Source organism: Parendozoicomonas callyspongiae (assembly GCF_023502345.1).
Taxonomy (GTDB): Bacteria; Pseudomonadota; Gammaproteobacteria; order Pseudomonadales; family Endozoicomonadaceae; genus Sansalvadorimonas; species Sansalvadorimonas callyspongiae.
The window spans coordinates 1-20,702 of record NZ_JAMFLX010000027.1; the positions used below are offsets into that span (position 1 = coordinate 1).

Consider the following 20,702-nt stretch of genomic DNA (forward strand, 5'->3'; position numbering starts at 1 on the left):
ACAGGAGGCACGAGCCTGCTCTGGTGTGCAGTTGTAGCAGGGGCTGTTGGGGGTTATGGTGGTGCAAAGTTTGGAGGTACCGCTACCGAGGGACTTGGAAACTACATATATAAAGTGTCAAACTAATGAGTATTGAGCTGCTACAAGCATTAACAGCGCTTCTGGGTTTTCTCTGTTTTATTACAGCCCTGATCAATGCCATTATTTTTTATAGGAAGTTCTATAAAAACCTGGCAGAAAAAATCGATGGAGGTGTTTACGACTATGGTTTTTTATTCTCAGCGAACCGGTTTATGTTGTGGGGTCAATACTGTCTGTTTCCCGAAAAAGGCAAAAACAGAGAACTTTCTGCAATCTTGAGCAATATCTCTGAAACAGAAAAATACAGGCTTAAGCTTCATTTTATAATTGTCTTAACTGGCTGTACACTAATGATAATTTCTGGGCTCTTGGCCAGTTAGCAACTGGCGAAAACAATAATGATTGGACATATCGGGGTGCCTATTTTTTACCCCTATAAACTGTATACACATACAGGTTTGTAGTTGTTAACCGGTCATGTTCGTCTATATAGTTTGCCGGTGTCGCATGGCCCAAAACTCTGACCATAATTTGACTATGGGTGACCAAAAAACGGTCAAAAATGGGGAGCTGTAGGGGTTGACAAGCGGCGAAAAAGCTCTGTTTTTTCAAGGAAAAACCCACCTTTTAAGTTATCCCCGAAATCTGGGGATAACTTTGTGGATTACAACATTCCATTTCCCCGCACCCCTTGGGAATCCTTACCTTCCAGCAAATTGTCTATTTTTTGATCAATTATTTTATTCTTATTTTTCAATGAGTTAGATGCCCCATTCATCAAACGGAAATATCTTTGTCAGACTGTTGACACAAGACCAGCCCCGTCCATTTTTTGTGCATAAAAACATAGACGACACTGCTATTTAAGTATAAACCGTGATTCCAGAGGGGTTCAGAACGGCATTACTGGTATTGACAATTGCCACCCTGAAGAGGTGTTAAAGGAAGGGTCTGTTTTTGGTCAGTTGATCAGGCCAAAGTTATCCCGAAGCGTGTTAATAATTTCTTTCCTTGGGTTGTCTGAAATGACTAGTTTCTTACTGGTTATTTTCTCAGCAATATCCACATATGTTTGTGATACAGCCATCAACACCGACTCCGGCAGGGCATTGTCTTTAGCCAGAGCCTTGCGTTCATCCATCCGGTCCTTGTTCAGCAGAATATCGGGATCAGGGAAATGGTTTAACAGCAGCTGTCGGAAGCTCTCCTTGGAGTTCTCCACAATTTTGCCTTTGCGGTAGCAAGGGCCATCCCAGATTCTGGATGAATCGGGCGTACCCACCTCATCCATATAAATCAGTTTTTCCTGGCAGGTAGCATCAGTGACATAACCAAATTCGAACTTGGTATCCACAAACACCTGATCCAGCTTGGCCAGCTCATTGCTGATAACATCAAACCCTTCTTTCAGTAGTTTTTCGTAAAGTCCGATATCATCCTTATTGCGGAATCGGAAAGCAGCATAATTCTTCTCAATATCGCTGCGGGTAATATTGACGTCATCCGCCTCCGGCACACCAGGAACCCCTTTAAGAATGCCCTTGGTGGAGGGGGTAATCAGCAGCTCAGGCAACCTCTGATCCTTTTCCAGATTATCAGGCAGATCAATGCCACAGAAATTGCGCTCACCTTTACTGTAGGCACGCCACATGGAACCGGTAATATACTGGCGACAGATGGCCTCTATCATAACGGGGTGTGCTTTCTGGACGATCCAGACCAGTGGATGCGGAATATCAACAATATGACTGTCAGCAAGACCTTTTTCCTTAAACAGCCGGAACCAGTGATTGGACACTGCATTTAATGCCGCTCCCTTACCAGGAACACCATTCATCCCTCCCTCACCGTGCCAGATACAGTCGAATGCTGAAATCCTGTCGCTGATCACCATAATGGCCAATTCAGCATCTTCAGCAACGTTGTAACCTTGCTCTTGAATAAGACGACGACTGTCAGCTTCTGTCAGCCAGTAGACGGAGCGCACCTTGCCACTGTGAACTGGAAGTTCTGTCCGGATTGGCAGATCATCATTAACCGCAAGAACCTTGCCTGCCAGCGCATTGCCAGTGTGAGTCATTACGAGCAATTCCTGTGTTTAATCTTCTTATCTATATGGGTGAAAAAGACCTGTTCTAATGAAATCCCTGTCCAAAACGAAGAAACCAGGCTGCGAGCCTGGTTTCCGATTTTACCAACTTGTTAACCCAGATATTCCAACAGTTTTGTCAGGAACTGATCACTGAGCTCAACCGGTGGCAGGGTATTGATATCCTTCTCAAGTGTCACTTGGGTACCATCACCCACACTTTGTACTCTCAGGCGGAACTCATTATCAGCCGCAGGCTTCTTGACTTCTTCCTTGTCAGAGCTGAATAAACCGCTGAACCAACCCTTGCTCTTCTCGTCTTTGCTGGGAGAAGAGGCGGGTACCTTGCCGCCTTCCAGGGTCAGATAGACAAGACCTGCAGTACGGTTCTTATCGGTAACAGAAGCCCCCATCTTTTTCAGGGCCTGCTCAACAGCCTGCCAGCTGCTGGCAAAGTTCTGATCAATCGCCAGGGCCGGGTTGCCATTACCATCGCGGATAATGTTGGCTTCAGCATTGACGGCAAAATCATCTGATGCCAGTGCACCCCCCTGATCCTGGCGGTTCTTAACCATAAACAGCAACATTTCATTCAGCAGCTGACCATCAATAAAGCTGGCACCTGGCTTGATAGCACTCCAGTTAACCGGAGTCTGATTATTGGCTTCAATAGGCAGGCGGGCATGCTTGAGCAGCACTTCACTGGTATCGGCACGGTTACCCTGGCGAATGGCCACCCGGAATTTTTCCTGGCTGACTTCAGAGTTCTCCAGTTCAATCACCTTGCCAAACAGCTGTCGCATCATACCGGGATTGGATTTCTCGCCCAGCTGTACCCAGGCTGTTTCCATAGTACCCGCAGCGACATTCTCCTGCTCCAGGGGAATACTATTGCTGTCCCAGAAACGGCTCATGTAAGACCAGATGACGTCCGGTGCATAATCAGCCAGAAGTACACGACCTTCCGAACGCTGCACAACCTGGAAGGTAATACCGTTATCCTGCACAAAACGCTGGTCTGCTCGGGGAACCACATTCTCTGCACCGGCCGAAGAAACGGGGATGGTTGGCACGAGGAGGTAATCCTCAGGTGCTACCGGGTCGAGAGATTTGGGGATCTTCAGCTCAGGGATCATCGATTCATTCAGATAGTCACCACCCTTATCCCGCAGGTAGCCGTCCTGACCTGTCAGTGAGCTGCAGGCTCCAAGAAGCAGAGAAGCCCCTGCCAGTGTGAAAACCTTATATACGTGCTTCATGCACTCTCCTATCGACTGTAGAAACACCTGTACCATCCCACAGGACTATCCCCGAACTATATATCCCCGGACAAATCACCCTAAAGGGCACAGGTGCACGCTTAAGCTGTTTCAGGCCTATATGGCCTGTTGTCTGGTATCAGACCTTGATACCGCACGAAGATAAAGCGTCCCGAACCTGCTTATGGCAGGCTGGCGACAATGGAGTCAGAGGCAATCGGATACCGCTGTCAATCAGCCTCATCTCCTGCAAGGCAAACTTGACCGGAATCGGGTTGGACTCGGCAAACAGATTCTTGTGCAGTGGCATCAAGCGCTCATTCAGAGCCCTGGCCTCTTCTGCCTGGCCATCAATAGCCAAAGCACATAACTGGTGCATCTCTGCAGGTACCACGTTGGCAGTCACAGAGATATCGCCTTTGCCTCCCATCAACATCAGCTCAACGGCAGTCTCGTCATCACCGGAAATAACGGCAATACGGTCACTGCAACGCTGAATCAGGTCTCTACCCCGCTTCAGATCGCCAGTGGCATCCTTAATAGCGATGATATTGTCCAGACCTGCCAGACGTTCAACTGTCTCATTCAACAGGTCAACGGAGGTACGGCCAGGCACATTGTAGAGGATCTGGGGGATGGCAACAGAAGCGGCAATGGCTTCAAAGTGCCGGTATAGACCTTCCTGAGTCGGCTTATTGTAATAAGGTGTCACCAGCAGACAGGCATCCGCACCCAAGGCACGGGCCTCTGCTGTCAGGTGTACCGCTTCCTGGGTGGAATTGGCTCCAGTTCCTGCAATAACGGGTATTCTGCCATTTACCTGATCAATCACGCGTTTAAGAATCTGGCAGTGTTCTTCAACGGTTACAGTTGCAGACTCTCCCGTTGTCCCAACGGCCACGATGCCATCCGTTCCTTTTTCAATATGGAACTCCACAAGATCGTGCAGACGCTGCCAGTCCAACTCTCCGTTGGGCAGCATTGGGGTCACTAAAGCCACTAGACTGCCGGAAATCATTTACTCACTCCGCATGTTGGGCAAATATTATCTTTAGAATGTTACCGGTGCCCATGACCTAGTACAAGACATCCTGTTTTTCCTTTTGTTTCCTATTGCAGCTATCAGCTGAGAAGCTGCCCGAAAAATGGGAAAACAAGAATATGAGAATACACGTTTGTGGGACGATTTGCTTAATTAGCAACTTTACCCGAAAGGAACCACTGACTTCATGCGTCTAACTTTTTTCGGCACTGCCGCCGGGCTGCCCTCCAAAGAACGAAATGTAACAGCGCAGGCCATTGCCAGGGATGATGCCAAAGAGTGGTACCTGATTGACTGTGGTGAAGGTACCCAGCACCGCCTTTTATATAGCCGTTACACTTTGAGCCACCTGCAGGCCATCTTTATCACCCATATTCACGGTGATCATATGTTTGGTCTGCCTGGACTGCTGACCAGTGCCAGCATGCAGGGCCGCACCGAACCTCTGACAATTTGCGCCCCCGAAGGTGTTGAGAGTTTTGTCCGTCATGCTCTTGCTTGTGCCGATGTCACCCATATGCCGTTTGAGTTGATTTTTCTTCGCTCAGATCAGCCTGATTTCGTCTGCAAGACAATAGATTTTTCCGTAACTTCCCACCCGCTGTCACACCGTGTTCCTTCCTTTGCGTACGCCTTTGAGGAAATTCCGGAAAGAACCAGTCTCTGTCAGGAAAAGCTGCAGGAGATGAATGTGCCCCGCGGCCCACTCTGGGGCAGGTTGCAACATGGCGAACCTGTAGAACTGGATGATGGTACAACGGTTCAGCCTGAAGATGTGCTGCAACCACCGCTACCAGGACGGTTTGCGGTTATCGGAGGAGACAATGATCAACCCGAGCTTCTCGCAGAAGTGCTGACCAAAGCAGACGTATTTGTGCATGAAGCCACCTTCACCTCCGATGTCAGGGAAAAGGTTGGTAGAGCCTGGATGCACAGTACTCCGGCACAGGTTGCAGAGGTAGCTGCAGCCAGCGGTGTAAAACACCTTGTCCTGACTCACTTCAGTAACCGCTACCAGCGCAATCCGAAGCCGGGTCATTACCATATTGAAGAACTGCGCACAGAGGCCCGGGAACGGTTTTCGGGAACCATTGATCTGGCAGAGGATATGGGTTGCTGGGAATTAAGCAGAACTGGCGAGTGGAGAAAGATTTGAAGCCTGACATCAACTGCAAACTGCGGACATAAACACTCAGTCATTGTTGCCCGTTTTAAGAACCAAAGGTACTGCATCATTAATAATACTTCTTTGCAGTACCTTTAATCTATGGGACCTTAAAAATCCTCAATAATTTCCCCACCCAAACCGCCACCAAGCGTCTCAGCATCAGCAACCATCAAAGGCTGATCAGATAAGTCAAAGCACATAAGTTCAGTATCAATTGAGAACCAACTTTCCAGCAGCTGCGCATTAAGTTCTTCTGGCCAGAGAGAGGCATCTACACACCAGGCCATCAGTTCATTTTTCAGAATATCGACAGCATTGTCAGTGACTGCCTGATAAAAATCACTCTCCGATTCCACTTCCTGAACCAGATAGACTGTTCCGGTCTGCTCAAGCTGTGCTTTCAGTATCGCCAGTTCTTCAGCATCTTCCGGAGCAACACTGGAACACCATTCGAGAAAAGTCGGCTTGGCTCGTAACCGAAGAGCGGAACGGTTGAGAATCTTCATATTCTTTTACTTCCTGGAAAATGCCGCGAACATATAACAATTAAGTTGTCGTATAAAGCAATAGCTTGAGTACTGTTCTACTTTTAGACCATCTGCAATCTCACCAACAGCCAGATGGCCACAAAGTATGTTTTTTCTACGCTGTTTTCTTGTTTCGGCTCTACTGTCCGGTGCATTTCTACCTGCAGCCAATGCCGACACCATGAACTGTGGCAGCTGTGCCACATTTATCAGCTCTGTGCATGGACCGGGAGGCAAGAGTCCACTTATTCCAGACGGTGCCACAAAATCACCGGATATCGTTGTAGAGGCCGTTGTTACAGTGAACACACCTGAACGATTGGGCGGCTTTTTTATTCAGGAAGAAGTCGCGGACGAGGATGATGACCCTTCTACATCAGAAGGGCTGTTTGTCTACGGAGCAAGACCCGAACTCCAGCCCGGCGACCGGATAAGGGCAAAAGGTGTAATAAGAGAGTTTTACGGGCAGACTCAGATGATTTTGAAAGAACTGATTGTCTGCGGTACCAATGCCCTTAATGAAGTTCGCCCCGCCAAGCCTTCCAGAAAACTGGTTCTTCAGGAGATGGAGCCTTATGAAGGAATGCTTGTACACTTCGAAAACATGCTAAACATAACCCGCAACTACAGCTGGGACTTTGATTCCTATCGCAACAGCATGGATGTCAGCCTGTTTGAGCCGCTCTACAAACCCACTCAGCTGTTTCCTCCGCTGTCGGAAGCAGCCAAAGATCTTGCCAGAAAAAACGACCAGAACCGAATAACACTGATCACAGATGAAAGGAAACAGGAGAATGGCGTTATTTCCTATTACCCTGCCTTTGGCCCGTTCATTCATTACCCAAGAGTTGGCGACCGAATTAAGGATTTAACTGGCGTGATCGCTTACAGGTATGGCCGTTATGAAATCATTCCAGTTCCATCACGGGAAGAACCATGGCTCGCTCCCATTGACGCCTATGCTTTGGAACATGAGTTTTCACCGCGCAAAGGGTATCCAACGCCTCACTCTTACGGAACAGTTCGCATAGCCAGTTTCAATGTACTGAATTACTTCAACACCCTAATGCCGGATCATAAGGACAACCCGACAGGAACCAACCGTGGGGCAAAAACCCAGGAAGAGTTTGAGTTGCAGCGCACCAAAATTATTGAGGCAGTCACACGGATTGATGCCGATGTTATCGGTTTAGTGGAAGTAGAGAATAATGGTTTTGGGACAGGCAGCGCTATTGAAGACCTGGTCAGCACCCTGAACAGTCGTCTTCCGTCGTCAGAACATTATGCAGCCGTGTCAACCCATGAATCGACAACGATTGGCACCGATGCCATTACTGTCGGCCTGGTTTACAAGCCTTCTCGTATCGCACTTCATGGCAGCCTGCAGATACTGACCATGCCTGAACAGAACTTCTCTCTGACCAGTACCGACGGTGATGAAGTCAAGTTCACAAAAGACATGCGCCCTACTCTGCTACAGACTTTCAGGGACAAAATATCCGGCAAAACTGTGACCGTTGCCGTAAGCCACTTTAAATCCAAAGGCTCCATGTGTTTTGAAGATTTTATGAAATACGCCACAGCCGACGGTAAGATTCCCCTGAGCGGAAATCGTATAAAGAAAGGCAGCAAACCTACAGCACCGGACTACCAGGATGACCTGCAGGGCAGCTGTAATAAATTCCGTGTAACTGCCGCCAGGCACCTTGGTGATTATCTACAGCGTATGGGAGACCTTTTATCAGAAAATATTCTGCTGATCGGAGACTTTAACTCCTATGGCCAGGAAGACCCTATGCGTCTGCTGACCAAAGGCAAAAAGATGGTTTATCCGGTAACCACTTCAGCACACACTACAATCAACTGCAGTGAGGTGCCGGTCGAGACACTTAATCGTGGTTATGGATATATCAGCCTCGTTACTGCAAACCAGGGCAATAAAGCTTACTCTTACTGCTATGACGGAGAACTTGGCGCCCTTGACCATGCGGTTGCCAACCGTAGGCTGGCAGCCAAAGTTCTGAATATTGAAGAGTGGCACACCAACTCAGTTGAAAACTCGCTGTTTGAATACCCCGGAAAGTACTCCGGTAACCTGCCAAAAGATCCAGGGCCATTCAGCTCTTCTGATCATGACCCTTTGCTGATTGATGTGGATTTAACTCTATAAAGGTATAATTCGGGTACTCCCTGTTTCCGAAATAGGGAGTACCTTTCACGGCAGTTGTTTCAGAAAAGAGTTACTCCAACCAAACTGTTCAAAAAGATTAGTGAATGCCTGATCCAGAGGAGCCTGAAAAACCAACCTTTCCCCGTTTTTCGGATGCAACAGTGACATCTCAGTACACGCCAGCATCAATCTTGATGCTCCAAACTCTTTGGCAAAGAAGTGGTTATGAATACTTTTGCCATACTTCGGATCACCGATAACGGGATGGGCAATATGCTTCATATGTCGGCGTATCTGGTGCTTCCTGCCAGTCTTTGGTTTCACTTCAACCAACGAGTAACGGCTGGTTGGGTAACGGTCAACACTGACTGGCAGCTCAACCGTTTCCAGCCGACGAAACTCCGAGATGGCTTCCTGGGCAGGTTTATCCTTGCAGGCTTTTCTGTCTGTCATCTTGTCATGCTTTTCTTTCAAGGCATGATCAATAATTCCTGACTCCGGTGCGGTGCCACGCACGACCGCCAGATAGGTTTTCTCGACAGCTCCCTGTTCAAACTGCTGGCCCATCCCTCTGGCTGTATCTGATGACAGAGCGAAGACCAGTACACCAGATGTTGGTTTATCCAGACGATGCAGAGGAAACACATGCTGGCCTATCTGGTCCCTGACCAGCTGCATAGCGAAGCGGGTTTCATGGCGGTCAATCATGGAACGATGAACAAGAAGACCTGAAGGCTTATTGACAACTATCAGGCAATGGTCTTGGTAGAGAATATCCAGAGTTTTTTGGGTAATAGAAGACACAGTGAACAAATCAGGTTAAACAAAAGGAAAATAATGGGGGGTGCCTAAACTATTCAAGTAGACATATCACCGATTCTACACAATGTCGATGGGGGCTGCCCGGTGATCTTCATTATACCATCTAACCAGTTGATTGTATCCTCCTACCACTTGATTGTGTTCTCTTACCAGTTGATCATATCCGAGCATTAAACGATCTAACATTTGTTCATGTTCTCTGCGATTAATTTCTGTTTGAATAGATGCCATATTTTTTTGCGTCATGGCAATCATGTTCTTGTTACCGATACGATCTCCCCACTGACAGAGTGCTGATGAGACAAGTCCAGCAACGGTTAAACCAACAGCCATCGTAATACTCACTTGTGGAGTAAGAGCGACGCAGGTAAATAGCGCCAGTTTCCAGTTCCACTGGCTTAAGGCCGTAATTTTTCTCTCACTCAAAGCACGATACCCTTTTTGGGGGGCATCAATATGCTCACCAAGAGCAAGCCTACAAGCATCTAACCTATTCAGTGCAGCTCTATAATCATCTTTTTTGCTATTTTCCAGGATCGCATTGACCCTTTTGTTCTGGCTTCCTGCCTGCCACCAGCGGCAAACCACCGTACCGGCATATTTCACTATTGGAAGAACAGCGGGTATAGCTGCAATAGACAGGGTTCCAAGAGCAATACCAGACTGCCCCTTTGTTAAAACAGTCTCAGCAGTGGAAATGGGAGTAATACGCCGAAGAAGTATATCTTTGGCACCGGGAATGTATGATTCCAGTGAGTTAAGCCCGAGCATCTGCCCATTATGAACAAATGAGCTGAATGTACCTGGAATACTCGTGACATAACCCAAAAATGTTGATACTTTCTCGTGCCCAATATCCCAGAGAGTGCTGGCAAAGGAATCTATGGCGCTTTTGTTGTTCCAGAGCATAAATACTCCAGACGTTACGCCAGCAGTGATAAGATTACTCTTAATGGACATATCATTGCCTCCATGCATATGAATTGTGAGTTGTGTCCTGTGCTCATTACTGGTACTGGATAGTTACATACATTGACAAGGCAACTGCTACGAAAGTTCAATCCTTGCGTTTCGTTGTAGTGAGCCAACTTTCATCTGTGAACTCTGGTAAAACGAACGATATACTCATCCTTTGAATACCCCAACGTGAAATATGCCCTCCCAACCGGAAATAATCCTTTTAAATAAACCATTTATGGTACTTAGCCAGTTCACAGATGGTGAAAACCGGGCCACTTTGGCTGACTATGTGGACCGCCCCGGTGTCTATCCGGCTGGCCGGCTGGACCGGGACAGCGAAGGATTACTCCTGCTTACTAACAGCGGCACCGTCCAAAGCCGGATTGCCGATCCTCGCCATAAAATGGAGAAAACCTACTGGGTACAGGTGGAAGGAGAGCCTAACGAGGAAGACCTGGAGCGGTTACGCCAGGGAATCACGCTGAAAGATGGTCCGACCCGCCCTGCCAAAGTAAGGGCTATTCCGAAACCTGATATCTGGCCAAGGAATCCGCCGGTTCGCTATCGTGCATCAATACCGGACAGCTGGCTGGAGATTATTATTTCTGAGGGGCGAAACCGGCAGGTGCGCAGGATGACAGCGGCTATTGGGTACCCTACTCTTCGTCTGGTTCGATATGCCATTGGCCCCTGGTCACTGGATAGCCTCTCTCCCGGTGAATGGAGAGCGATTCCTGCCCCGGCAGAGCTGTTAAAGCGTTCAGCACCAGTCAAAACCCAGGGTGTGCAGAAACGCCCCGGTGCCAGCCGCTTTGGGAAACCGAAAACAAAGCCTTTTCGAGCAGGTCAGAAGAAACAGAACAAGCGGTAGTGTGAATCACGGCTACTGCTCTATTTAGAGCCTGTTCATAATTTTCGCTAACTGCGAAGATTATGAACAGGCTCTTAGAAGTAGAAACAGTCTGAAGGAAGCAGAAGCCATGCCTACCCCGATTATTCTTGATTGTGACCCCGGTCATGATGATGCCGTTGCCATCCTTATGGCTGTTGCAAGCCCGTTAATAGAGCTGCGGGCAGTGACAACTGTGGCCGGCAATCAGACTCTGGATAAAGTCCATTACAATGCCTTGCGTGTTCTGACTCTGGCCAATGCACAGGTTCCGGTTGCAGCAGGTGCCTGTACCCCTCTTAGCAAAGTGCTGGTTACGGCTGGATATGTTCATGGCGAATCCGGCATAGAGGGAGCAGAACTCCCTAAACCGGCCTTTGCTGCGGAAACCTGCTCAGCCGTTGAGCTTATTGCCAAAACAGTAAAAGAGTCCGATGGGTTAATCACTCTTGTTCCAACCGGCCCTCTCACCAATATCGCTACCTTTCTGCTGGCTTACCCGGATCTGAAATCACGGATCAAGCAGATTGTTCTTATGGGCGGTGGTCAGTACGGCAACATTACCCCTTCTGCCGAATTCAATATTTTTGTTGATCCGGATGCTGCCAAGATTGTTTTTCAGAGTGGCATTCCAATTGTGATGTGTGGTCTGGATGTTACTCATAAGGCTTACCTCACTCGGGAAGATGCTGACCACATTCGAAAGCTGAATAAGGTGGGGGAAACCCTGGGAGGCTTTTATGACTTTTATACCGGCTACTACGGACAGCACAATAAACAGTGCCCAGGTGCCCCCATGCATGACCCCTGCACTATTGCCTGGTTGATAGATCCAAATCTGTTCACTGGCAGGCAGTGCCATGTTGATGTTGAAACCCATGGCCAGTTAACGGAAGGGATGACCGTAGTGGATTTCTTCGGAGTCACTGACAAAACAGCCAATGCCGAGTTTATTTACGATGTCGACCGCCAGGGATTTGTCGACCAGCTTTTTGAGCTGCTCAAATACTATTCCTGAAGTGCCTATATGCTCTGCATAGATGATCCATAATGTAAAGATCAACGACAAGCAGGGAAGCATGTCATGGCTATGGGGAATATTTCCAGAAATGTCACTCTCGGTGCCGGAATTGGAGGTCTGGGTGGCTTGATTATGGCAGGCCCGCCGGGTCTGGCTTTAGGGGGCGTTGTCGGGGGAGCTATCGGCTCAGTCTGGGCAGTGGCTATTCCCAGCTCACATATGCCGGATATTCCATCCACCCACATCGATAGAAGGGATACCTGGCACTGCCTTGAAGCTGATGATGAGATGGTTGTCAGTCCTGCTGTTCCTACCAACCTGCTGATCGATATCGTGCTTGAAGATTTGGTTGAACTACGTGTTCTTCTCGAACAGAAAGAGTCCAGCCAAAGTACCCGCCAGCTATTGATTGATCTTTACGAACTGCAGCACTTTTTCAAGCAGGTAAAATCCTATCCGGGCTGCCCGGCCGACTCCATTGCCAGACAGAAAGCTCTGTCACTCTGGGGAAAGAAGATTGCTATTCAGCTCGCCCCGATGGCAGACCAGAATGAGCAGATCAAGATTCTGCGAGATGAGCTTCGCACGACGATGGACCAATACAAAGAGGCCAGTTAGTTCTCGGCAAAACCTTGCGCAACAAGCATTTTGATCTAAATTAGCCACTTCCTGGCGGGCTAGGAGGTGGTAGAGATGGCTGTGTTGTTCTCTCGTTTGTATAAGCACCCCCTTCTCATGGTCATTTTACTCACTCTGCTGGCAGCAGCATTTCTGTTCCCTGCTACAAGTGAAGCTGGAAGGCTAAAAGTCGGGAAAAAATCCACTCCAAACCATACAGGCGCAAGTCCCAGTCAAGGTACTGTTGAGGAGTTAGCTCTTCAGCAGAACCATGTCACGCAGGATGGAATGGTCGCTTTCAGGTTACAATACCTTCTTGGTGCTGGCCAAAGTGCCAGTGCAGCACACTTTCCCAGAGTTGATCAAACACTCTGAACCGAAGTCTCTTCGGTTAGCTCGTATTCTACTGATACTTCCTCATCCAGTACTCGGTCCAGAAGTACATCCTCATACCCTTCATCAACTGTATCAGCACCTCCACCATCTCTGATGAGTTCAGCCACCTCCAAACTTGAAAAAATACAAATTGATGAAGACAGATTTGCAAAAGAATGTGACACACTTGCAAAAGAGTGGATCAGGAACCTTAGTGAGCTTACTGATGAAGAGCTCTTATGGCTTGGTCTTACTCTTTCCGAAGAAAGGAGTGTTGGCACCCACTACCATTTAGTGAAAGCCTGGGGGCTGGCTAAAGAGGGCAGATATTCCAATCAAAGCATAAAAGAGTTTGTCAAAAATCAACTTGAAGAAACTAAAAAGAGCTTTTCTGATGATGTACTGGCCAGGGAAAACCTGTATTCCCTTGCTCAACGAGGTTTCACTATTGCCTCGCTAAAAAAGTCACTGCAAACTCTCCACGAGCAGCTGGAAAATGCCATGCTCCCTAGACCCATGAATTTGCCGACCTTAGGAGCCAATGTTGATGACTGCCACACAGAAGGTAGTCAACTGGCATTTCATCTCCTGACGGGGTACGAGCTAGGCTTAGCAAGCCATAACTATCCAGATCTTAATTCCTTGAACCTGGTTTATGACCACCATTTTGCCCCAGAATGGAAAGCAACAATTGAAGCATCCCTCCAAGGCTTACCCTATAGCAAAACTATTTTCCTGATAATTCACCTGCTGAAAAGAGACCGTTTCCAGGCTGTTGATGCCTTTAATATGCTGACAGCTGCAACGGTTTTATCCGGTAAAGAGGCCGGCTTTGAACTGAACTCTCGTGTCCTGACAGGCCTAACACAGGATCCCGACCCGCATAAATCGCCAGCAAGAAAGCTCAGGGAAGTTCATTTGATGGCGGCTGGTTTCGATCCCAAAACTCAAAGCTGTTCCTGTGGAGCCAAGGCAACAAGCCTAGTGCCATTGGCAGATCATTTGACATACGATCGAGGTGAAAAATGCCAGTTCCGTCATGATCTGTTAACAAAAACAGACAAGCTGTTAAAGCAGCAACTGGTTGAAATGGCTAGTCAATTTGGATTTTCCATAAACCATGGCTGTTGGGGATGTGGAAAGCACATACCAAAAGCCGCTACCCATCAGGAACTTATGGATCAACCCGCATATACCAGAGCAGATGGAAAGTGGAATTGTGACTTCTGCAGTAGCAAATTTAAGGACTTTCAGCAGAAAAGAGTTGAGCTTTCTCGCAAGGGTATATACATAAATCCTCCAGCCCCATTTAACTGCGAGACCTGTCAACTGGATTACTGTACTGATTGCCTCAGCTGCAATCACTCCTTTGAGAAGGTTGAAGCACTCGAGGCTGCTAAATGTCTTAATACACACGAAGTAAGCTGTGACCTCTGTAGGACTGGGCATATTGACTGGAGCAGAGTTGAAGATAAATCCAAATGGACTATCCGTCTCCACCCGGATATTAACGGAGCAATTTGCAGAAAATGCAGGGAGAGTAAGTTCCCCGATAACAAAGGCAGCCATCTCACGGAAGTCAATATAGAAGACCAGCTTGAAGAGCAGACACGCATGGTCTGTGCATACAGAGATTGTAAAAATGGGGTAATACCTGATACCAGAAGAACCTTGTATACCTCTAAAAAACACCTTCGTCAGTGCAAAAAGTGCCTGGCTACAGTGCTTTGTGAAAAGTGTTACTCAGACTACCCATCAGGCCAGCCTGTTGATTAGCTTGGGTGATGATTCCGTTGACATCTGCCTTCACCGACGTACGATGCTAACTCCATCCCCAATAACGAGATGATGATGAGAAGAGTACTTCCGGTACTGGCTGTTCTGCTTGCCTTTACCTGTACCCTTACTTCAATGGATGCCGAGGCCAAGAAGTTTGGCAGCAGCAAGTCCTTTGGTAAGACATTCAAGGTGGCTCCTTCACAGCCCAAGAATATTACTTCACCGTCCTTTGGTAATACTGCCAGTAAAAGCACCACTCAGAGTGGTTTTGGACAAAATCAGACCAAAAAGAAAGGTTTTTTCAGCGGCTTTGGTGGCGGCCTGCTTGGAGGTTTGCTGGCCGGTGGCCTGATCGCCTCATTGTTTGGTGGCATGCCGTTCCACGGTATGCAGTTTATGGATATTTTGATACTGGCGGCTATCGCCTTTATCGTAATCAAACTGTTCAGGGGAATGAGCCGCGCCAAAGCCTCAGCCCTGAACGGCGGACATAGCCAGCATTATGATTCTGGTGCGTCTTCCTGGCAGCAGAACCAGAACAATCAAAACCAGAGCTACCGGGACTTCGGCTTCGACGCTGTAAATAAACAGGAGCCACAGTCTTATCAGCAGGATGCAGGCTTTGGTGCCCACTCTGATGTTCCTTTTAATCTGCCACCGGATTTTGATCTGAACGGTTTCCTGAACCGTGCCCGCAGTCACTACAAGCAGATTCAGGATGCCTGGAACAGTGGTGATATGAGTACGATCCGGGAGTATATCGCTCCTGATCTGTATAACCACCTTGAGAAAGAGCGCCAGGCTCTTAAAGGTGACCAGCATACTGAAGTTATGTATGTGGATGCGGAGCTGGTAAGGGCAGAGATTGCCTTTGGCAAGGCGGAAGTCAGTCTGCGCTTCAGCGGCCGCTACCGGGATAATGTTGAACGTATCGAGGAAAAGATTACTGATATCTGGCACTTGGAACGTGACCTGAACCAACCCAATGCACCCTGGCTGATTGTTGGCCTGGAATACGCTGACGACTAAGGCTTACAGAAATGAAAAAAGCCCGCACAGTTTTTCTGTTGCGGGCTTTTTATTTCTTTCACTGGTCAGTTCTTTTGTTCACCGGCCAGTGAGTCCAGAATTGGACAGTCCGGGCGCTCATCGCCATGACAGCATGTAACCAGCTGCTGAAGGCTCTCTCTTACTGTTTGCAGGCGGGAAATCTTCTGATCGATATCTTCGATACGGGCGTGGGCAATGGCTTTTACGTCCGCGCTCTTTCGCCCCTTATCCTTGTAAAGATTCAGCAGCTCACCACATTCTTCCAGGGAAAAGCCAAGCTCCCGGGCCTGACTGATAAACAACAGCTCACGCACATGCTGGTCATCATAATCCCGGTAACCATTATCCCTGCGGCTCGCAGGCGACACCAGCCCTATACTTTCATAGTAGCGAATTGTTTTGGGAGTCAGCCCGGTTGCTTCTGCCGCACTGGAGATATTCATGACTATGACTCCATACGCTCTGAAGGCTGGAACAGGCGCAGCCTGTTGGCATTGGAAACCACCGTTACAGAAGAGAATGCCATGGCTGCACCTGCCACAACCGGATTCAGCAGCAGACCAGTCAGGGGGTAAAGAACACCAGCAGCCACCGGAATACCCAGTGAGTTATAGATAAACGCACCAAACAGGTTCTGGCGGATATTCTTCATGGTCGCACGGGAGAGCTCAATCGCATCACTTAATCCATGCAGGGATGAACGCATCAGAGTGATATCTGCTGCTTCAATAGCGACATCTGCTCCGGCACCGATAGCCATACCGACATCGGCACGGGCCAGTGCCGGGGCATCATTGATGCCGTCACCGGTCATGCCGACCTTCTCACCCTGTTCCTGCAGCTCACGCACATAACGCTCTTTATCAGCAGGCAGCACCTGGGCACGCCAGTCATCAATGCCAACCTGGCTGGCCACCGCTGCGGCTGTTTCCGGATTATCACCGGTCAGCATCATGACTTTCAGACCCAGCTGATGCAGGCGTTCAATAGCAGCTTTGGAATCAGCGCGAACAGGGTCGGAGATTCCCATAACACCTGCCAGCTCACCTCCGATTGACAGATAGATAACGGTCTGGCCCTGACCGGCAATTTCAACAGCCTGCTCAGACAGCTCATGTGTTTTCACATCATGTGCAGCCATCAAAGCTTCATTGCCCAGCAATGTCTGCTGGTTATTAATACAACCTGCCACACCACGGCCAGTTTCAGCCTGGAAGTCTCGCACATACGGCAGTTCAAGCCCTTTGGCTTTCTCAAGAACTGCTTCCGCAAGGGGATGCTCGGAATGAGATTCCAAGGCCCCAGCAGTGGTCACAACCTGATGCTTACTGAATGCACCAGTGCAATAGATGGCAGTGACCCGAGGCTTGCCCTCGGTAATAGTGCCGGTCTTATCAAGGACTACGGTGGTCAGGTCGCTGGCCTTCTGCAAAGCATCTCCCTGACGAACCAGCATCCCCAACTCGGCCGCCTTACCAACACCCACCATAACCGACATGGGCGTTGCCAATCCCAGTGCGCAAGGGCAGGCAATAATCAGAACAGTAACAGCAACAACCAGAGCATGGGTAATAGCCGGAGCCGGGCCAAACAGGAACCAGATCACAGCGGCAATCAACGCTATGGAGATAACCACTGGCACAAAAATTGAAGCCACTTTATCGACCAGACGCGAGATCGGCATCTTGGAGTTCTGCGCCTGTTTCACCAGGGCAATGATTCGGGCCAGAGCCGTTTCGCTACCAACCTTTTCGGCACGCATCAGAATGGAACCATTCCGGTTCAGTGTTCCACCGGTCAGAACATCACCAGTAGATTTTTTAACGGCCAGAGGCTCACCGGTCAGCATGGACTCATCAACTGTCGTGGAGCCTTCGGTGACGACACCATCAACCGGCAAGCTCTCACCAGGACGAACCCGCAATACATCGCCTGGTTTTACCAGCTCAATAGGAACATCTTCTTCGCCTTCAGGAGTCACCAGCCGGGCATGCTGAACCTGAAGATTTAACAAACGCTTGATGGCTTCACTGGTTTTGCCCTTGGCACGCAGTTCAAGAGCCTGACCAAAGTTGATCAGGCCGATAATCATCGCCGAGGCTTCAAAATAAACGTGCCGGGCAACTTCTGGCAGGGCTTCAGGGAAGAGCACAACAGCCATGGAGTATATCCAGGCCGATCCGGTTCCCAACGCAACCAAAGTATCCATGGTCGCCGTTTTATGTTTCAGGGAACTCCAAAGACCACGGAAGAAATGACCGCCACTGATCACCAGAACGGCAAGGGTCAGCAAACCAACCAGCCCCCAGTACACCTGACTTTCTGGAGTAACGCTCATTTCACCGGTGATCATGCCCCAGGCCATCAGGGGGACACTGACCGCCAGCGCCTGAACCGTATGAATAATACGACGACGGTACTCTGCTCTGTCTTTCTCCTCCTGCCTGCGGCGATTCTCGCTTTCGCTCAGGACAACAGAGGCCTGAAAGCCAATACCCTCAAGAACACCAACCAGATGTTCCGGTTCAGATGATGTAATAACGTGAGATGTTTTTTCCGCAAGGTTGACTGTGCAGGAGGACACATCTGGATCAGCGGCAAACGCCTTCTCAATTTTCCCTACACAACCGGCGCAGGATATTCCCGGTAGGGAAAGGGTCACCTGCTGCTCGGGACGATCAATTTCCACTGAGCTCATAACTGCAATAACTCCCGCCAAGGTTCTTTGCCATGGAATGATCTCTTCCACGAAAAGAGTCATTAACACTCATGGCTGTTTTGGCAAGCTTAACCCTTACCCTTACTGGAAGGTCAAGATTTAAGTAGGAGAACTAAAGTGTTTTTTCGTTACTGCACTAACTCCGGTTTAAATAGACCTGCTCATACACAAGATTGGATACCACATAAACCAGAAGCACAGACATCACAACATTAAAAAATATTCCCTGCTATCTTTTTATCACCTGCAGACTTGTTATGATGAAGACGGGGAATAACAACAGATTACAATTACATGCCCAATGAACGAAAAGCGATTTATCAGTGAAGTCACCCGGCGTCTGACCCGTATTTATGAGCAGATCAAAGCCGGACAGCCAGCAGAGACAACAAACCTTCACCGTGTTGAAGGGTTTATGAATGCCGGTGTCTTTATGGGAGTGTTGACCAATCAACAACTCAACGAGCTGATCGAAAAGGTTCATCAAGATGTTCTGGGCATATCTGTCAGTGAGCGCCGCCGACAGAACCAGTGCCACTGGCACCATGAAACCACTGATTACAGTAGCTATGAAACCCCGACTTATGAACGGGGATATCGCAGGCAGTATAAGAACTCTGGCGTCACACTCTGTCCTGAGAAATAAACAGTTACCTTAAAGCCATGTACCCTCCGAGTTAAGCGAGGGTATATTCTGTTCTGATTTACCGACTCGTATCAGAAAGGCATTCATGCAGCAGTATCTGGATATTCTTAATAAAGCCATCACCGAATGGACAGCGGAACCCCGCCCGGCATCACGTCTTATGCCAGCCCACCAGCTGTCTGAACAGCTGGATATCTCCCTGGGAGAAGACGGTGCCAGTCTCAAGCAGCTGGAGCAGGCTGTGAAAGACTATCTGCACTTTAATCCGGATGTTGCACAACCCGATTTCTTCAAGCTGCTGTACTCTGGCCAGAATGATCCTGCCTTATTAGGTGACTGGATTACCGCTCTCAGCAACGCCACCATGCACACTTACCAGGTCAGTCCTGTTGCCACTTTGATGGAACTGGAGCTGATTAAACAATGGAATGCCCTGGTCGGCTTTGATGACGGTGAAGGTGTAATGGTTCCTGGTGCCAGCCAGGCCAATCTGATCGGAATGATGCTGGCCCGGCATAAGGCCTGCCCGGACTATAAAACCAAAGGCCCTCAGGGGCAGACGCTGGTTGCCTATGTATCGGATCAGGCGCACTACTCTGCCCAGAAAGCGGTCAATGTTCTGGGTATTGGCACAGATAACCTGATTCCTGTTGTCAGTGATGACAATGGCTGCATGCGTCCTGATGCTCTGAAAAGTGCCATTCAGAAAAGTCTTTCTCTGGGACATACACCGTTTTATATCGGCCTGACCGCTGGTACTACCGTGGTGGGGGCTTTTGATCCTGTTGAAGAGTGTGCAGCCATCGCACGGAGGCATAACCTCTGGCTGCATATTGATGGAGCCTGGGGCGCACCGGTTCTGTTCTCAGAAAATCACAGACATCTTCTGGCCAACAGCCATATGGCAGACTCTGTTTCCTGGGATGCCCATAAGCTGATGAATGTTCCTATCACGGCGGCAGTGATCCTGGTTAAGGAAAAAGTTCAGCTCAGTTGCTGCTGTTCCGGGGGCGGTGGTGAATACCTGTTCCACCAGGATGAGAACGCCAGCTTCAACCTTGGCGAACGTTCTATCCAGTGCGGACGCCGTGCAGATGCCCTCAAGGTGTGGTTAAGCTGGAAAGCCATTGGCAACAAGGGTTTTTCTGACAAGATTGATTTTCTGCAAGACCTGAAAAGTTATTGCGTTGAAAGAGTAAATCAGCACCCGTCATTGCAGATGATGGCTCCGGCAACCTATCTGAATGTTTTGTTCCGCTTTCAGCCAGAACTCGATCTGTCTGAAGAACAGCTCCGCAATCTTAATATTGCTATCTGCAAGAAGTTGCGTGAAGACGGTCAGGCCTATGTGGATTATGCACGCTATAAAGGCCGAACCGGTATTCGTCTGATTATTGCCAATGGTGCAGCCACTCAGGGCGATATTGACCATCTTCTCGAGAACATTCTGAAGACCGGATCGAAGTTAATATCAGAATAACGACTAT

At 48.7% G+C, this 20,702-nt stretch carries 19 protein-coding genes; 10 read left to right on the plus strand and 9 right to left on the minus strand.

The genetic code is table 11. From position 1 onward, the window contains the following. Positions 1-125: 125 nt before the first annotated feature. Complete coding sequence (locus M3P05_RS16530; RefSeq protein ID WP_249701142.1) at positions 126-461, plus strand: hypothetical protein; 336 nt, start codon at positions 126-128, stop codon at positions 459-461. Between the two features lie 581 nt (positions 462-1,042). Here the strand turns inward: M3P05_RS16530 and M3P05_RS16535 are convergent. The 3 genes from M3P05_RS16535 to dapA all read right to left on the minus strand — a co-directional run bounded on the left by M3P05_RS16535 (position 1,043) and on the right by dapA (position 4,447). Beyond that, entirely contained in the window at positions 1,043-2,161 is a 1,119-nt protein-coding gene (locus M3P05_RS16535) for a phosphoribosylaminoimidazolesuccinocarboxamide synthase (protein WP_249701143.1), read from the minus strand. Positions 2,162-2,283: 122 nt separating this feature from the next. Further along, a complete protein-coding gene (bamC, locus tag M3P05_RS16540; protein WP_249701144.1) occupies positions 2,284-3,429 on the minus strand; it encodes an outer membrane protein assembly factor BamC in 1,146 nt (381 codons plus the stop codon). Positions 3,430-3,568: 139 nt separating this feature from the next. Beyond that, the gene (gene dapA / locus M3P05_RS16545; protein ID WP_249701145.1) at positions 3,569-4,447 is read right to left on the minus strand and encodes a 4-hydroxy-tetrahydrodipicolinate synthase; all 879 of its coding nucleotides are present in this window, start codon (positions 4,445-4,447) and stop codon (positions 3,569-3,571) included. 211 nt (positions 4,448-4,658) lie between these two features. Between dapA and M3P05_RS16550 the strand changes: the two genes are divergently transcribed. After that, positions 4,659-5,627 (plus strand): ribonuclease Z, encoded by a 969-nt coding sequence (locus M3P05_RS16550; RefSeq protein ID WP_249701147.1) that lies wholly within the window; start codon positions 4,659-4,661, stop codon positions 5,625-5,627. 119 nt (positions 5,628-5,746) lie between these two features. Here the strand turns inward: M3P05_RS16550 and M3P05_RS16555 are convergent, their stop codons facing one another. Further along, complete coding sequence (locus tag M3P05_RS16555; protein ID WP_249701148.1) at positions 5,747-6,145, minus strand: hypothetical protein; 399 nt, start codon at positions 6,143-6,145, stop codon at positions 5,747-5,749. Between the two features lie 127 nt (positions 6,146-6,272). On the opposite strand from M3P05_RS16555, the gene M3P05_RS16560 reads away from it, so the two are divergent. Then, complete coding sequence (locus M3P05_RS16560; RefSeq protein ID WP_249701149.1) at positions 6,273-8,336, plus strand: ExeM/NucH family extracellular endonuclease; 2,064 nt, start codon at positions 6,273-6,275, stop codon at positions 8,334-8,336. A gap of 45 nt (positions 8,337-8,381) precedes the next feature. On the opposite strand, the gene truC is transcribed toward M3P05_RS16560, so the two are convergent. Both truC and M3P05_RS16570 read right to left on the minus strand, forming a co-directional pair. Beyond that, positions 8,382-9,140 (minus strand): tRNA pseudouridine(65) synthase TruC, encoded by a 759-nt coding sequence (truC, locus tag M3P05_RS16565; RefSeq protein ID WP_249701150.1) that lies wholly within the window; start codon positions 9,138-9,140, stop codon positions 8,382-8,384. A gap of 75 nt (positions 9,141-9,215) precedes the next feature. Continuing rightward, positions 9,216-10,118 carry a hypothetical protein gene (locus tag M3P05_RS16570; protein WP_249701151.1) on the minus strand — a complete coding sequence of 301 codons (903 nt, stop codon included), beginning with the start codon at positions 10,116-10,118 and terminating at the stop codon, positions 9,216-9,218. Positions 10,119-10,311: 193 nt separating this feature from the next. Here M3P05_RS16570 and M3P05_RS16575 point away from each other — a divergent pair, with 193 nt between their 5' ends. The 3 genes from M3P05_RS16575 to M3P05_RS16585 all read left to right on the plus strand — a co-directional run bounded on the left by M3P05_RS16575 (position 10,312) and on the right by M3P05_RS16585 (position 12,646). Further along, on the plus strand, positions 10,312-10,989 hold the full coding sequence (locus M3P05_RS16575) for a pseudouridine synthase (RefSeq protein ID WP_283777846.1): 678 nt from the start codon (positions 10,312-10,314) through the stop codon (positions 10,987-10,989). A gap of 109 nt (positions 10,990-11,098) precedes the next feature. Then, positions 11,099-12,025, plus strand: a complete 927-nt coding sequence (locus M3P05_RS16580; protein WP_249701153.1) for a nucleoside hydrolase — start codon at positions 11,099-11,101, stop codon at positions 12,023-12,025. A gap of 66 nt (positions 12,026-12,091) precedes the next feature. After that, entirely contained in the window at positions 12,092-12,646 is a 555-nt protein-coding gene (locus tag M3P05_RS16585) for a hypothetical protein (RefSeq protein WP_249701154.1), read from the plus strand. A gap of 362 nt (positions 12,647-13,008) precedes the next feature. Here M3P05_RS16585 and M3P05_RS16590 read toward each other — a convergent pair whose 3' ends face one another. After that, positions 13,009-13,149, minus strand: a complete 141-nt coding sequence (locus M3P05_RS16590) for a hypothetical protein (RefSeq protein ID WP_249701155.1) — start codon at positions 13,147-13,149, stop codon at positions 13,009-13,011. Between M3P05_RS16590 and M3P05_RS16595 the strand changes: the two genes are divergently transcribed. Both M3P05_RS16595 and M3P05_RS16600 read left to right on the plus strand, forming a co-directional pair. Next, the gene (locus M3P05_RS16595) at positions 13,136-14,797 is read left to right on the plus strand and encodes a hypothetical protein (RefSeq protein WP_249701156.1); all 1,662 of its coding nucleotides are present in this window, start codon (positions 13,136-13,138) and stop codon (positions 14,795-14,797) included. The two genes, M3P05_RS16590 and M3P05_RS16595, sit on opposite strands and share 14 nt — an antisense overlap. 75 nt (positions 14,798-14,872) lie before the next feature. After that, entirely contained in the window at positions 14,873-15,829 is a 957-nt protein-coding gene (locus M3P05_RS16600; protein WP_249701157.1) for a Tim44 domain-containing protein, read from the plus strand. Between the two features lie 65 nt (positions 15,830-15,894). Here the strand turns inward: M3P05_RS16600 and cueR are convergent, their stop codons facing one another. Both cueR and M3P05_RS16610 read right to left on the minus strand, forming a co-directional pair. Further along, entirely contained in the window at positions 15,895-16,293 is a 399-nt protein-coding gene (gene cueR / locus M3P05_RS16605; protein WP_249701158.1) for a Cu(I)-responsive transcriptional regulator, read from the minus strand. A gap of 2 nt (positions 16,294-16,295) precedes the next feature. Beyond that, positions 16,296-18,611 carry a heavy metal translocating P-type ATPase gene (locus M3P05_RS16610; RefSeq protein ID WP_249701159.1) on the minus strand — a complete coding sequence of 772 codons (2,316 nt, stop codon included), beginning with the start codon at positions 18,609-18,611 and terminating at the stop codon, positions 16,296-16,298. 259 nt (positions 18,612-18,870) lie between these two features. Between M3P05_RS16610 and M3P05_RS16615 the strand changes: the two genes are divergently transcribed. Both M3P05_RS16615 and M3P05_RS16620 read left to right on the plus strand, forming a co-directional pair. Further along, positions 18,871-19,215 carry a hypothetical protein gene (locus M3P05_RS16615; RefSeq protein WP_249701160.1) on the plus strand — a complete coding sequence of 115 codons (345 nt, stop codon included), beginning with the start codon at positions 18,871-18,873 and terminating at the stop codon, positions 19,213-19,215. An 85-nt stretch (positions 19,216-19,300) separates the two neighbouring features. Further along, entirely contained in the window at positions 19,301-20,695 is a 1,395-nt protein-coding gene (locus M3P05_RS16620; protein WP_249701161.1) for a pyridoxal phosphate-dependent decarboxylase family protein, read from the plus strand. The last annotated feature ends 7 nt before the right edge of the window (positions 20,696-20,702 follow it).

Coding starts and splice junctions, on each gene's coding strand:
- M3P05_RS16530 (WP_249701142.1), top strand. CDS start 126: ATGAGTATTGAGCTGCTACAAGCATTAACAGCGCTTCTGGGTTTTCTC.
- M3P05_RS16535 (WP_249701143.1), bottom strand. CDS start 2,161: ATGACTCACACTGGCAATGCGCTGGCAGGCAAGGTTCTTGCGGTTAAT.
- bamC (WP_249701144.1), bottom strand. CDS start 3,429: ATGAAGCACGTATATAAGGTTTTCACACTGGCAGGGGCTTCTCTGCTT.
- dapA (WP_249701145.1), bottom strand. CDS start 4,447: ATGATTTCCGGCAGTCTAGTGGCTTTAGTGACCCCAATGCTGCCCAAC.
- M3P05_RS16550 (WP_249701147.1), top strand. CDS start 4,659: ATGCGTCTAACTTTTTTCGGCACTGCCGCCGGGCTGCCCTCCAAAGAA.
- M3P05_RS16555 (WP_249701148.1), bottom strand. CDS start 6,145: ATGAAGATTCTCAACCGTTCCGCTCTTCGGTTACGAGCCAAGCCGACT.
- M3P05_RS16560 (WP_249701149.1), top strand. CDS start 6,273: ATGTTTTTTCTACGCTGTTTTCTTGTTTCGGCTCTACTGTCCGGTGCA.
- M3P05_RS16570 (WP_249701151.1), bottom strand. CDS start 10,118: ATGTCCATTAAGAGTAATCTTATCACTGCTGGCGTAACGTCTGGAGTA.
- M3P05_RS16575 (WP_283777846.1), top strand. CDS start 10,312: ATGCCCTCCCAACCGGAAATAATCCTTTTAAATAAACCATTTATGGTA.
- M3P05_RS16580 (WP_249701153.1), top strand. CDS start 11,099: ATGCCTACCCCGATTATTCTTGATTGTGACCCCGGTCATGATGATGCC.
- M3P05_RS16585 (WP_249701154.1), top strand. CDS start 12,092: ATGGCTATGGGGAATATTTCCAGAAATGTCACTCTCGGTGCCGGAATT.
- M3P05_RS16595 (WP_249701156.1), top strand. CDS start 13,136: ATGAGTTCAGCCACCTCCAAACTTGAAAAAATACAAATTGATGAAGAC.
- M3P05_RS16600 (WP_249701157.1), top strand. CDS start 14,873: ATGAGAAGAGTACTTCCGGTACTGGCTGTTCTGCTTGCCTTTACCTGT.
- cueR (WP_249701158.1), bottom strand. CDS start 16,293: ATGAATATCTCCAGTGCGGCAGAAGCAACCGGGCTGACTCCCAAAACA.
- M3P05_RS16610 (WP_249701159.1), bottom strand. CDS start 18,611: ATGACTCTTTTCGTGGAAGAGATCATTCCATGGCAAAGAACCTTGGCG.
- M3P05_RS16615 (WP_249701160.1), top strand. CDS start 18,871: ATGAACGAAAAGCGATTTATCAGTGAAGTCACCCGGCGTCTGACCCGT.
- M3P05_RS16620 (WP_249701161.1), top strand. CDS start 19,301: ATGCAGCAGTATCTGGATATTCTTAATAAAGCCATCACCGAATGGACA.